The organism is Bradyrhizobium sp. R2.2-H, assembly GCF_004346455.1.
Taxonomy (GTDB): domain Bacteria; phylum Pseudomonadota; class Alphaproteobacteria; order Rhizobiales; family Xanthobacteraceae; genus Bradyrhizobium; species Bradyrhizobium diversitatis.
Window position 1 is genome coordinate 416,676 of record NZ_SMBR01000001.1, and the last position, 12,165, is coordinate 428,840.

Below are 12,165 nucleotides of genomic sequence, written 5' to 3' on the forward strand. Positions count from 1 at the left end.
GCTGTCGACAGGCCGTCGATCGATGCTAACGCGACAATGTTTTGAGACCGCGCGCATTTTGCCGGCAGGGCGTTGACTTGGCGCAATCTGAAACCGGGGTGGTGCGGTATTGAGTTCGGCGGAATTCGCAGCAGCGCAGAGCCATGGTCGAGCAAACACTACCTCTTCCGAAGCAGGAGCATACGGGTCGGTTCTCCGCCGCGTCGGCGTGGTCGGGAGTCCTCGCCCACAAATGGTTCGTGCTCGCGATCCTCGTTCTGCTCGCCCTTGGTGCCTGGCAGGGCGTCCGCATCCTGTTCGGACCTGCCGTCGTGGTCGACCAGGTCGCGCGCGGGCGATTGATCGAGACCGTGGTGGCGAGCGGACATGTCGAGACACCGTACCGCGTCGAGATCGGCAGCCAGATTACCGGCACGGTTGCGGACGTGCTGGTGCAGGAGGGCGAGAAGGTCAGCAAGGGGCAGCCGCTGATCTCGCTGGAGGCACGGGAACTCAAAGCGAGCGTGATCCAGGCGCAGGGGGCGGTAGCCCAGGCCGAAGCCCGGATCAGGCAGCTCGAAGAGCTGACGCTGCCTTCCGCGAAGGAGGCGCTGACCCAGGCGCAAGCGACGCTTCTGAACGCCCAGCAGACCTATGACCGCACGGCGCAGCTCGAACGCAACGGTTACGCGACCAAGGCAGCCTTGGATGACGCGCAGAAGACGCTCGACGTCGCGCGCGCCGTGAAGCGCGCGGCGGAGTTCCAGGTCTATACCGCAAGCCCGGGCGGCAGCGACTATGTCATGGCGCAAACGCAGCTCAACCAGGCGCGCGCCAATCTGGACACGGCGGATTCCCGCCTGGGCTATGCGACGATCGTGGCCCCTCGCGACGGCGTCCTCATCACCCGGAACGTCGAGCGAGGCACCGTGGTGCAGGCGGGGAAAGCGCTCCTGGTGCTGGCGCCGTCAGGTGACCTGCAGCTGGTCTTGCAGATCGACGAGCGCAATCTCGGCAAGCTCGCGCTCGGACAGAGCGCGCTTGCCTCCGCGGATGCCTACCCGGACCGGCGTTTCGCCGCCAAGGTCTCCTACATCAATCCGGGCATCGACATTTCCCGCGCGACTGTCCAGGTGAAGCTGACGGTGGTGGAGCCATCCGACGACCTGCGCCAGGACATGACCGTCTCGGTCGACATCGAGGTTGCCGCGAAAGACAATGCGAAGGTGCTTCCCGTCCGCTCGGTCCATGACATCCTTTCCGGACAGCCCTGGGTCCTGACCGTGGAGGGCGGTCGTGCGGTCAAGCGTCCGGTGAAGCTCGGCCTGCGCGGCAACAGCAACATCGAGATCGTCGAAGGGCTCGAAGGCGGTGATGTCGCGATTCCGCAAAGCTCCGGCGTCGTGACCGGGCAGCGCGTGCGGCCCGTCCTGCCATGAATCGCTGGCTTCCCTTCGAGTGGATCGCTGCCGTGCGCTTCCTGCGTGAGGGCAGATTGCAGACCGCCTTCATCATCGGCGGCATTTCGATCGGGGTTGGCGTCATTGTCTTCATGTCGGCGATGCTTGCGGGCATGGAGGCGAATTTCATCAAGCGCGTGCTGACGTCGCAGCCGCAGATCCAGCTCCTCACGCCGGATCAGGTCGCGCGCCCGTTGCGCAACGCCGCCGGCGAGATCGAGGACGCGGTGGTGCAGCGGCCGAGCCAGCGGGTGATCTCGATCGACCAGTGGCCGAAGATCAGGGCCCAGATGCTGGCGATGCCCGAAGTCACCGCGGTCTCGCCCACCATCACCGGATCCGCGCTGGCGATCCGCGGCGACGCCAGCCGGGCGGTGACGCTGACCGGAATCGAGCCGGACACCTATTTCAACATCGTCAAGGTGCCGGACTACATCGTCGCCGGCAGCGCGCGGCTGACCAGCGAGGACATCATCATCGGCACCGAGCTCGCCAAGAATCTCGGCGCCACCGTGGGCGACAAGCTGAACCTCCAGGCGGCAAGCTCCGCCAACCGGGTGCTGACGATCTCCGGCCTGGTCGATTTCGGCAACAAGGGCGCCAATCAGCGGGTGGCCTTCATCGCACTGCGGACGGGACAGTCTCTGCTCGGCATGATCGGCGGCGTCACCACCATCGACATGACGATCAAGGACATCTACGCGGCCGAAACCATCGCCAGGCGGATCCAGGCTGCGACGGCCGTCGAGGCCGATAGCTGGATCGCCACCAACGCGCAGTTCTACACCGCGGTCCAGGCGCAGATCTACACGAACACCTTGATCCGTGTGTTCGTTGGCCTGTCTGTGGCCTTTGGCATTGCCGCGGTGCTCATCGTGTCTGTGATCCAGCGCTCCAAGGAGATCGGCATCCTCAGGGCAATGGGCACCTCGCGCGGCCAGATCCTGCGGGTGTTCCTGCTCCAGGGCGGTCTGCTCGGCTTTGTCGGCTCGCTGTTCGGCGCGGCGATGGGCGCGTCTGCGCTGATCTATTGGCACGCTGTCGCCCGCCAGGCGGATGGAAGCGAGTTCTTTCCGTTGATCCTGGAGCGAAACCTCTTCATCTATACGGCGGTGCTCGCCACGGTCACCGGCCTGTTGGCTGCGACAGCGCCGGCGGTGCGCGCCGCGAAACTCGATCCGGTGGTAGCGATCCGTGGCTGAGGAAATCCTGAGGCTCGAGCGCGTCTGCAAGACCTACAATGTGGGCCTGCCATCGGAGGCCGAGGTACTGCACGACATCGATCTCGAGCTCGGCCATGGCGAGTTTCTGGCTTTGATGGGTCCGTCGGGCTCCGGCAAGAGCACGCTGCTCAACATCGTCGGTCTGCTCGATCGGCCGACGTCCGGCCGGCTCCTCATCAAGGGGCGCGACACCGGGCTGCTGGATGACGACGAACTCACGCATCTCAGAGGTCACACCATCGGCTTCGTGTTTCAGCATCATTTGCTGATCTCTGCCTTCACCGCGCGCGAAAACATCATGATGCCGATGCTCGCGGATCGCGGATTTCCGAGCGCGGAGATCGCGGCCCGGGCCGATCATCTCCTTGCCGAGGTCGGTCTCGAGAGATTCGGAAACAATCTCGCCAACAACATGTCGGGCGGCCAGCAGCAGCGGGTGGCGGTGGCCAGGGCGCTCGCGATGAATCCGGATCTCGTGCTGGCGGACGAGCCGACCGGAAATCTGGATTCGAAGTCGGCCGATGCCGTCTTCGAGCTGATGCGACGGGTCAATCGGGAGAGCGGCACGAGCTTCCTGCTCGTCACACATAATCTGGACCTCGCGCGCCGCTGCGACCGTATCATCGAGGTGGTCGACGGCCGGATTGCGCATTGAACGCTGGGACTCCGGCGCAAGCGTCATGTGCTGTCAGCCCTGTCGAGCTCATCGGCCCGGTCGTGTGGGACCGCGGTGTTGACCTGAATCAAGCAGAGGTCGCCGTTCCCTCGTTACCATTCACGGCGCAGCCGACGGTGATGGGAGAAGCAGAGTGGAGTCCGATCAAGGTTCACGGAAGCAGAGCATGGTCATGGCCGCTGTCTTGGCGGGCGGCCTGCTGCTCGTCATGCTGCAGTTCGGGCTCGCGACGTACAGTTCAATCGAAACCATTCCCTACAGCCAATTCGAGCAGCTGCTGGCGCAGGACAAGATCGCCGAGGTGTCCGTCGGCTCGGATATGATTCAGGGAAAATTGAAAGAGCCGCTTCCGAGCGGAAAATCTGCATTCATCACGGCGCGAGTCGACATGGCTCTGGCCGAGAAGCTCGCGGCAAAAGGCGTGAGCGTGACCGGCGTTCCCAGTGGCGGTCTGCTGCAGAGCCTGCTGTCCTGGATCCTTCCGGTCATCGTTTTCTTCGTGATCTGGTTCTGGATCGGCCGCCGCATGGGAGGCGGCCAGGGCCTGGGCGGGTTGATGGCGATCGGCAAGTCCCGCGCAAAGGTCTATGTCGAAAAGGACATCAAGGTCACCTTCGCGGATGTCGCCGGAGTGGACGAGGCGAAGTTCGAGCTCCAGGAAGTCGTTTCATTCCTCAAGGACCCCACGAGCTATGGCCGATTGGGGGCGCATGTCCCCAAGGGAATATTGCTGGTCGGACCGCCGGGGACGGGAAAGACGCTGCTGGCGCGCGCCGTGGCGGGAGAGGCCGGCGTTCCGTTCTTCTCGATCTCGGGCTCGGAATTCGTTGAGATGTTCGTCGGTGTCGGCGCAGCGCGCGTCCGGGATCTGTTCGAGCAAGCCCGAAAGGCGGCACCGTGCATCATCTTCGTCGACGAGCTCGACGCGCTGGGACGCAGCCGCGGGCCGCTGTCGTTCGGAGGTTACGACGAGAAGGAGCAGACCCTCAACCAGCTGCTGTCCGAGCTCGACGGCTTCGACCCGAGCGCCGGTGTCATCCTGCTGGCGGCGACCAATCGCCCCGAGATCCTGGACCCCGCACTGCTGCGCGCGGGCCGGTTCGACCGCCAGGTTCTGGTTGACCGGCCGGACAAGAACGGGCGCGTCGCCATTCTCAAGGTCCACGTCCGCAAGATCCGTATGGGCAAAGACGTTGACCTCGACAAGGTGGCGGGACTCACCACCGGCTTCACCGGCGCCGACCTCGCAAACCTCATCAACGAAGCCGCGATCGCCGCGACCAGACGGAGCGGTGAGGAGGTCACGTTCGACGATTTCGTCACGGCGATCGAGCGGATCGTGGCTGGCATCGAGAAGAAGAGCAGGGTGCTCAGCAAGGACGAACGGCGCAGGGTCGCCTATCATGAGATGGGCCATGCCCTCGTTGCGGCCAGCCTGCCCGGCGTCGACCCGGTGCAGAAGGTCTCGATCATTCCGCGCGGGATCGGCGCATTGGGATACACCATCCAGCGTCCGACCGAGGACAGGTTCCTGCTGACGATCGAGGAACTCAAGAACCGCATCGCGGTGCTGATGGGGGGACGCGCATCGGAGCGTCTGATCTTCGACGGTGCGATCTCCACCGGTGCCGCCGACGATCTTCAGCGTGCGACCGAAGTCGCGATCGAAATGGTGACCAAGTACGGCATGGACGAGACGGTGGGGCAACGCACCTATGCGCCCAAGCCGCAAGCGTTTCTCGGGGCGGCCCAGGACAAGATCGTCGGGGCGGCCGAGGCAACCGGCCGCGAGATCGATCTCGCCGTCCGCAACCTGATCGAGGAGGGCGACCGCCGGGCCCGGGACATCCTCCAGCGGCGGCGTGGCGACCTCGATGCCGGTGTCGAGCTGTTGATCGCCAACGAAACGGTGACGTCCGAGCAGTTCGCGCCGCTGCTGGGCCAACGCAGCGGGGAGAGCAAGCCGGTCGCCGCGTGATCGCGGCACGCATCAAAGGCCGCGGCTCGCTTTGCAGCAGCGCGCATCAAGCCCGCCGACTCGATCAAGAGCCGCGCGAGTTGATCTTCCGGCGCAGGCGATGACACGCATCTTCGAGGAGAGTTTGAAGATTCTCGATGTTCACCAGGTGCTCCTCTGCCTGTCGCCGATCTGGCGTTCCGAACGCAAAGCCGTCGCGTAGATGCGCTACGGTCTCTACGCGCTTGCGTCCGGCTGCGGCTCGATTCTCGAAGAACTCGAGTTGCTCCAGATCATGGCCGAGCCCGTCCGCTTCGGAGATCAGCAACTTGGTGATCGCGCTTCGGCGGTCAGGCATGAGGTCGGCGCCGTTCAACAGCGCGATGTAATGGTCGACATTCGCCCGAGCGATGTAGTGATGCATGGCGCACTCCACCGTCACACAACCCTATATTACCACCGTAAGGGCAGCCGACGAGAGATGACCGCCTTTGGGTGGGTGGGCCATCGGGTATTATAGTAGCGCGGACGAGAGCGGTAAACCAGATTATCCGTGATCTTCCTGAAGGGCGATCCAAGTCGCGAAACAGATGTCGCGGCAGTCGGGCTTGATCCCGATCAAGCTCGGGCTTCGCGGACTCGTTAGGATTATCTCGCGTAACAAGACCCACGGTTACGCCCCCATAGTCGCCGCCGAGGTCCATCCCACCGCATTTCGGCGGCTCTTTTTCTTCCAATGATTATGAATGAGCCGATGCCCACCTACTATTTCGATATCAAGGACGGCGTGCCCGTCCGCGACAAGGCAGGATTGGAACTCGTGAGTGATGGCGCAGCCATCGCACACAGCAAGGATCTCGCCGACAAGGTGCGCAGAGAGAAACCGAAAGGGCATCCCGAGCTCCAGATCGTCGTCATCGAAGAGAGCGGCCGGGAAGTTCACCGCGAACAGATATATTTGACGCGACCTGAGCACCGGTAAAGGGATGTAGCGCAGCTCGCTCCCTGCCGCAGTCTGATCGCTCACATCGCGGAATTCGGCCGCCTCATTGATCTGGCGCAAAGCCTTGGGCCAATCGGCTTGTAGCTTAAATCAAAAGCGCCGGGTCGAAGTGACGGTGTCCCTCGCCCAACAGGTGCTGAACGGAAGGTGCCTGGGAGGGGTGATCACTGTGAAGCGGCACCACGTCAAGCAGACCGTATCGTTTCAGGACCGCCTTTCGGCGTGGGCCGAACAGCTCCGTGAGCAGGCCGCCAAACTGAAGCATGGCCGCGAGCGGGACGACCTGCTTGCTAAGGTTCGCCAGGCTGATGTCGCAGCTCACCTCGACAAATGGGTCAACTCTCGCGGTCTTCAGCCACCGAAGTAGGTTGCTTTGCCTCCAGCTGGATGCAGGCCAGGCGCGCTGTCGCCTTCACGCACGGCATCGAACCAGGTTGATCGTCTCGGGTGTCAAGCCTCTGGGATTGCGAGGCGCTTGGCGGCGTTCGCCGAGACCAGATAGGCCGCCGCGATGGCAATGATCGCAGCAAGCAATCCTCCCGAAAGCGCGGTAAAGCCGAACAGCCCGCGCCACGGACCAAGCGCAAGCGCCAGCCCGGCGAGAAGGGCGCCGACCGACGTCGCGATCAGGATGTTGTGGGGCCGGTTCGCGCGCCATGGCATGCGGCGAGACCGGATGACGAAGATGACCAGGATCTGGGTGAAGATCGATTCCACGAACCACCCGGTTCGAAACAGTGTTGCATCCGCCTCGAACACCTCGAGGAGAACGACGAAGGTGATCGCATCGAACAGGGAGGACGCCATTCCCATGATGATGGAGAAACGCAGGATGCCGGCCATGTTCCACGTTTCGGGCTGGGCCACGTCTTCGCGGTCGACCTCGTCGAACGGGATTCCGATTTCGGAGAGATCGTAGATCAGATTGTTCAGCAGGATCTGCAGCGGCAGCAACGGCAGGAATGGAAGAACGATCGACGCCAGGGCCATCGAAAGCATGTTGCCGAAATTCGAGCTCGTTCCCATTCGGACATATTTCAGGATGTTGGCAAAGGTTCTGCGGCCCTCGCGCACGCCGGCCGCAAGCACTGACAGGTCGGGAGTCACCAGGATGATGTCGGCGGCTGCGCGGGCGACCTCGGTCGCGCCCGTGACGGATATGCCGACATGTGCTGCGTGGATCGCCGGCGCGTCATTGACGCCGTCTCCCATGAAACCGACGACGTGATTGCGGCGTCGGAGTGCGGCAATGATCCGCCGCTTCTGGTCGGGGTCGATCCGGGCAAACAGATCGACGTCATCGACCCGGGTGACGAGTGCGGCATCGCTGAGCTCTGAGATCTCGGCTCCGGTCATGACCCGTTCCGAAGGGAGACCGACCGCTCGCGCGACATGGGAGACCACGGCGTCATGGTCACCCGAGAGGATCTTGATCGTCACGCCGAGCGAGGTGAGCGCTTCGATCGCCGAGGCCGCATCCCGCTTCGGCGGATCGGCGAAGACACAGAAGCCGAGCATGGTCAGATTGGTCTCGTCACCGACGGCGATCGTCCGTTGCCCGGCCGGAATGGACCTGATCGCGACGGCAAGAAGCCGGAAGCCGTCGCGGGCATATCGAGCCTGGATGTCCGCCATTTTCTGTTGCCATGCGGCGTCGAGCGGATGGGCCTGGCCATCGATCTCCACGGCAGCGCAGCTGGCCAGGATGGATTCCGGAGCCCCCTTTGCGATCAGCGTGTGCTCGTCGTGCCGAGCGGCGAGGACGGACAAGCATCTCCGCTCGAAGTCGAACGGGACTTCCGAGAGCCGGACCCAGCCGTCCGCGTCATCGCGGCCCGCTGACAGGATCGCGTCGTCGAGGGGGCTTCGGACGCCGGCCTGGAACGTGCTGTTCAGGCGCGCGAAGCTCAGCACGCGGTCGCTGGGCCGATCCTGCGGATCGATATGCGCCTCCAGCGTGATCCTGGCTTCCGTCAACGTGCCGGTCTTGTCGACGCAAAGCGTGTCCATCGCGCCCAGGTCGTGAATGGCGGACAGTCGCTTGACGATGACCTTTCGCCGCGCCATGCGCAGCGCGCCGCGGGCGAGGGTGACCGTCATCACCATGGGCAGCAGCTCGGGTGTCAGCCCGACGGCGAGTGCGACCGCGAAGAGGAAGGACTCCATTGCGGGACGATGCGCGACGAGATGAGTCATCAGCACGAAGAGGGTGAGAAAGAGCGTCAGTCGAAGGATCAGAACGCCGAGCCTTCGGACGCCCTCCTCGAGAGCCGTCGGCGGTGCGTCGGCGGCCATTGCGGCGGCGATCGCGCCGAAGCGCGTCCGGCCTCCGGTCCACACGACCAGCATCCTGCCGCTTCCGCCCACGGTGCTGGTTCCCGCAAAAAGGGCGTTCGTGGCGTCTGCCGGCAATGCCGCCGCGCAAGGAGCGTCCGTCTTGAAGGCCGGAAACGGCTCGCCCGTCATCAGGGCTTCATTGACATGCAATTCCTGGGCATCGAGGACGATGCCATCGGCCGGTATCAGATCGCCGATGCGGAGCTTCACGACGTCCCCGGGGACGAGAGCCGTCACCGAAACGGTCGTGTCGCTGCCGTCCCTGATGACGTCGGCCTGAATGGCGACGGATTCCCGCAGCGCTTCGGCCGTCCGCTCGGCGCGATGCTCCTGAACGATATCGAGCGTGATGGACAGGGACAGCACCGTCGCGATGATGGCAAAACTGCCGAAGTCGCCGCTCAGCCCGGATACGAGCGCAGCCGCCAGCAGCATCGCAATCAAGGGATTCCAGAGGCGTTGGCCGAGCTTGCGCAGGGCAGACCGGGTTTGGGAGGCGTCGGCGCGGTTTGCTCCGAAGATTGCCAGCCTTCGTTTCGCTTCGGTTTGTGTCAGGCCTTCCGGACCTGAGCCGAGCGCGCGGCAGAGTTCGTCCTTTGGCGTTTGCCAGAACTCGGCAGCCAAAGCTTCCGCCGGAATGGATTGCGCGATCATTGGAAGGGCTCGCCGGTCACTGACATCTGGGCCTGGCGAGGGTAAGAGGCTGCCCGATCCCCGGGTTGATGCAGCTCAACCCGGTTTCGGGTGACACAGCCCGTGCATTGCTAATAGACGGATACAGCACGACCTGCGTCTGCGTGAGCACCGTCCTGATGCGGCCGATCGATAGCGGCGAGGGCGGCCTGTTCCTGCGACAGGCGCCACTCGATGTAGTTGCGCTCGACATCGGTGAGATGCGTCTTCAGCAGGCGATGATAGCGCTCGATATTCCTGCTGTGGGCGCGACTGAGCGCGAAGCTGGCTGCCGGCATGTCACCTCCTCGTGCTGACGTTCAGAGCTGCGCGCCGCTTCAGCGCATCATTTCTTCCGGCTGTTCGCCGATGGCGAGAATATCTGGTTGGCAGGTGGTTGCCCGCCGGTCGGAACGGCGATGGTCACGAAGCCGCGGCCCATCGCGGTGTGGCAGGCGTTGCAGCCGTCGGTCAGCGCGCGCATGGAAGCGACGAACTTGCGATCATCTCCCGCCGCGATCGCGTCGGCGACCGAGACCAGCGGCTCCCTCATCGTGGTCACATTGCTGATGGGCACCGCCGGATAGAAGACGGCTGCTTCGGCCAGGCTATTCGTCAGCTGCCTGAGCTCATACGCGGCCAAGTCCCAGTTCTTCGCCTTGCCTGCATACCACAGCTTGAGATGCTCGAGCTGCGCCATGCCCATGACCTCGACGAGGCGAGGGACCTCCTGTTTCGCGCTCGCGGACGGCGGAAAGTCGGATTGAGCAATCGCGGATGTGACCGCACCCGCCGAAATCACGAAAACCACGCACCAATGTCTTAGCGTCATCCGAGCATTCCCTGTCAGTTTCGCCCTTTACTATCAGGCTCCCGTTCCAGGCCCTTGCGCTGAATCAAGCTTTCGCGTTCCCGCCGCCGGATCTCGTCAGGGAGAGGCGCAGCGAACAGGGCGAGAGAAGCAGCGGACGGTGAATTCGAAATTGGTGCCTCGGCGCGAAGCGCCCGAGCGGGATCAATTCAGCCTTCCAAGAAGTCTGCGGATGATCTTCCTCAAATTGTCGGCGTACTCGTCGATGACCTGGCGCCTCTCGGCCGATGGCGAAAGTCGACGATCATCGCCTTCGTCCGCTGACGGAGTATCCGCCCGGGATCCCCCGCGGATGATGGAGGCAGGGGGCTTTGTCGGCTTCACGGGAATCCTGCCCTCTGGATAAAGCTGTGCGCACTGCTCAGGATAGGAACCAGTTCCATCTGCCTGATCCCGTTCACCCGCGCCGGGCTCAACGCCCCGGGGCCGTCGGATCGCATTTGGGGCAGCATCCGTCGGCGGCTGCTCCGAGCTGACGGCCAATCTCCATCCTGAGGGATTCTTTCTCCCATTTCGTGCCGTCACTTCTGGCCATTCGCTTCACGCGTTCGAAGGCGTGGCTCTCGGCAGCGTCATCTCCGATGCGGACGATCACGTCGCGGTGGAAGGGACAAACAGTCGTCGCGCGGGTCGTCTCCAGTGCGTGGCGCACGACCGCGGCGAGATCGTCGGTGTGAGTGTCGGTAAGCATGTCGGCTCTCCTGCTAGCGTACTCCTTTGCCCGGACGATCCCAAGGGTTCGACGAAAATCGGCCCCGGGCTCCACGGGAGCGCCGAGGCCGATTGTTCGCTTGGTTCTTCCATTCAGAGTCCGAGCTCGTCCAACAAACCCGCGTTGCCGACTTTCGTTCCATCGAACTCTCCGGCGGAGCCGCGCTGCGGCCTGCTCCATGCTCGCGGTTTTCTGCACCTGTCTATGGAGGCGCCGCCCGGAATGCCTGGGAATCCGAACTTCGCTTCCTCCGGCAACGGTACCTCAGCAAGCGTTCCCGATGCCGATATAACGCTACAATCGGGGTCGCCAACATGTCTTGATCCAGCTCAAAGGCGCGATCAGGCGTTCATGTCCCTGAGGTGCTGACGATTGCGCGGCGCGATCTGCCTGGCACCGGAAAAGCCGAGAATGCCTCCGCTGTGGAGTGGGATAGTCCCCGCGTGAATCCGTTCAGGACAGTTGCCTAAGTATTGGCCCGCAATTTCAATGCCGGAGCGGCGGGCGCATATCGTCAATATGGAGCGCAACATCATCTTCAAGTGCCCGCGCACCGGCATGACCGTGCAGCACTGGCTTCCCGGCGCAATGTCGGGAGCCGCGGACACGCACGTCTCCGTCCGATGTCCCGCTTGCGGCTCGCTGCACTTCGTCAACATCGCCACTGGCAAGATGTTGAGCGAAGGGCGTCGTCCGGCGTCGAACGACTACGGCTCCAGCCGGTCTTGGCGCCCAGCCTGATCCCTCACATGCTTGACGCGCTGAGAGTCGCGCCCGCGCTCCGATGCGCCGGGATAACGCGATCACTCCACCCGCCAGAGCCGCCGTTCCGCGTCCCCGTCGCTGCGCTGTCCACCGCGCTCACCCGGCGCATGCTCTGTACGATCCGCCTGACCTCCCCAGCATCGCGCAGCGGCGAAGGAGACTACCAGCTTCTTCTCCGCTGCCGACAGGCTCTTGAAACGCGCAGCTTCCATTCCAATTTGGTCCACGCACGTTCCGATTTGGCTGCACGCATGCTTGACTTTTGGAATGAATGACTATCGTGACCTTGTCGGCGCGGCTCTTGCGCTGCTATGTGCCGGCCTGATGTTGGTGGCCGGCCATATCTTGCTCGAATGGCGCGCCAGGCATGCCGATCCCGGCATAGGGATCGTGGCGCCCAGGAGCGAAGGCACGCCATCGCCGCTCATCTCGAACGGTTCGCCGCCAGACCGGAGGATGATCGAGCTCCCGGCCGGGATCAGGCGGAAGCGCGCTGCGTGAAGCCGCCTT

The 12,165-nt window shown here is 63.6% G+C and carries 13 protein-coding genes; 7 read left to right on the forward strand and 6 right to left on the reverse strand.

Annotated elements, in window-relative coordinates; translation table 11 throughout:
- The first annotated feature begins 143 nt into the window (after positions 1-143).
- From EDE08_RS02015 to ftsH, 4 genes are all read left to right on the forward strand, one after another.
- Complete coding sequence (locus tag EDE08_RS02015) at positions 144-1,418, forward strand: efflux RND transporter periplasmic adaptor subunit (protein WP_131866664.1); 1,275 nt, start codon at positions 144-146, stop codon at positions 1,416-1,418.
- Positions 1,415-2,641, forward strand: a complete 1,227-nt coding sequence (locus tag EDE08_RS02020) for an ABC transporter permease (protein ID WP_131866666.1) — start codon at positions 1,415-1,417, stop codon at positions 2,639-2,641. The genes EDE08_RS02015 and EDE08_RS02020 overlap by 4 nt, the downstream gene beginning before the upstream one ends.
- Positions 2,634-3,317: an ABC transporter ATP-binding protein gene (locus EDE08_RS02025; RefSeq protein ID WP_131866668.1), complete on the forward strand. Its 684-nt coding sequence runs from the start codon at positions 2,634-2,636 to the stop codon at positions 3,315-3,317. Before EDE08_RS02020 ends, EDE08_RS02025 begins: the two co-directional genes overlap by 8 nt.
- A 154-nt stretch (positions 3,318-3,471) precedes the next feature.
- Positions 3,472-5,316 carry an ATP-dependent zinc metalloprotease FtsH gene (gene ftsH / locus EDE08_RS02030; RefSeq protein WP_131866670.1) on the forward strand — a complete coding sequence of 615 codons (1,845 nt, stop codon included), beginning with the start codon at positions 3,472-3,474 and terminating at the stop codon, positions 5,314-5,316.
- Positions 5,317-5,380: 64 nt separating this feature from the next.
- Here ftsH and EDE08_RS02035 read toward each other — a convergent pair whose 3' ends face one another.
- Positions 5,381-5,719: a hypothetical protein gene (locus EDE08_RS02035; protein ID WP_131866672.1), complete on the reverse strand. Its 339-nt coding sequence runs from the start codon at positions 5,717-5,719 to the stop codon at positions 5,381-5,383.
- A gap of 330 nt (positions 5,720-6,049) precedes the next feature.
- Between EDE08_RS02035 and EDE08_RS02040 the strand changes: the two genes are divergently transcribed.
- Together EDE08_RS02040 and EDE08_RS02045 are read left to right on the forward strand one after the other, a co-directional pair.
- Positions 6,050-6,277 (forward strand): DUF6894 family protein, encoded by a 228-nt coding sequence (locus EDE08_RS02040; protein ID WP_131866674.1) that lies wholly within the window; start codon positions 6,050-6,052, stop codon positions 6,275-6,277.
- Between the two features lie 181 nt (positions 6,278-6,458).
- Positions 6,459-6,665, forward strand: coding sequence for a hypothetical protein (locus tag EDE08_RS02045; RefSeq protein WP_349627609.1), 207 nt, complete (start codon positions 6,459-6,461; stop codon positions 6,663-6,665).
- 83 nt (positions 6,666-6,748) lie between these two features.
- On the opposite strand, the gene mgtA is transcribed toward EDE08_RS02045, so the two are convergent.
- The 5 genes from mgtA to EDE08_RS39575 form a co-directional block, all read right to left on the reverse strand.
- Entirely contained in the window at positions 6,749-9,289 is a 2,541-nt protein-coding gene (mgtA, locus tag EDE08_RS02050; protein ID WP_131866676.1) for a magnesium-translocating P-type ATPase, read from the reverse strand.
- Positions 9,290-9,399: 110 nt separating this feature from the next.
- Entirely contained in the window at positions 9,400-9,606 is a 207-nt protein-coding gene (locus tag EDE08_RS02055) for a hypothetical protein (RefSeq protein WP_131866678.1), read from the reverse strand.
- 47 nt (positions 9,607-9,653) lie between these two features.
- Positions 9,654-10,007, reverse strand: coding sequence for a hypothetical protein (locus EDE08_RS02060; RefSeq protein ID WP_244430020.1), 354 nt, complete (start codon positions 10,005-10,007; stop codon positions 9,654-9,656).
- A gap of 583 nt (positions 10,008-10,590) precedes the next feature.
- Positions 10,591-10,869, reverse strand: coding sequence for a hypothetical protein (locus EDE08_RS02065; protein ID WP_131866682.1), 279 nt, complete (start codon positions 10,867-10,869; stop codon positions 10,591-10,593).
- Between the two features lie 362 nt (positions 10,870-11,231).
- Positions 11,232-11,498, reverse strand: a complete 267-nt coding sequence (locus EDE08_RS39575; RefSeq protein ID WP_502700557.1) for a hypothetical protein — start codon at positions 11,496-11,498, stop codon at positions 11,232-11,234.
- A 424-nt stretch (positions 11,499-11,922) separates the two neighbouring features.
- Between EDE08_RS39575 and EDE08_RS02080 the strand changes: the two genes are divergently transcribed.
- On the forward strand, positions 11,923-12,156 hold the full coding sequence (locus tag EDE08_RS02080) for a hypothetical protein (protein ID WP_131866686.1): 234 nt from the start codon (positions 11,923-11,925) through the stop codon (positions 12,154-12,156).
- The last annotated feature ends 9 nt before the right edge of the window (positions 12,157-12,165 follow it).

Bases quoted from the DNA above. Each gene is read 5' to 3' on its own strand.
- EDE08_RS02015 (WP_131866664.1), top strand. From the start codon at position 144: ATGGTCGAGCAAACACTACCTCTTCCGAAGCAGGAGCATACGGGTCGG.
- EDE08_RS02020 (WP_131866666.1), top strand. From the start codon at position 1,415: ATGAATCGCTGGCTTCCCTTCGAGTGGATCGCTGCCGTGCGCTTCCTG.
- EDE08_RS02035 (WP_131866672.1), bottom strand. From the start codon at position 5,719: ATGCATCACTACATCGCTCGGGCGAATGTCGACCATTACATCGCGCTG.
- EDE08_RS02040 (WP_131866674.1), top strand. From the start codon at position 6,050: ATGCCCACCTACTATTTCGATATCAAGGACGGCGTGCCCGTCCGCGAC.
- mgtA (WP_131866676.1), bottom strand. From the start codon at position 9,289: ATGATCGCGCAATCCATTCCGGCGGAAGCTTTGGCTGCCGAGTTCTGG.
- EDE08_RS02055 (WP_131866678.1), bottom strand. From the start codon at position 9,606: ATGCCGGCAGCCAGCTTCGCGCTCAGTCGCGCCCACAGCAGGAATATC.
- EDE08_RS02060 (WP_244430020.1), bottom strand. From the start codon at position 10,007: ATGGCGCAGCTCGAGCATCTCAAGCTGTGGTATGCAGGCAAGGCGAAG.
- EDE08_RS02065 (WP_131866682.1), bottom strand. From the start codon at position 10,869: ATGCTTACCGACACTCACACCGACGATCTCGCCGCGGTCGTGCGCCAC.
- EDE08_RS02080 (WP_131866686.1), top strand. From the start codon at position 11,923: ATGAATGACTATCGTGACCTTGTCGGCGCGGCTCTTGCGCTGCTATGT.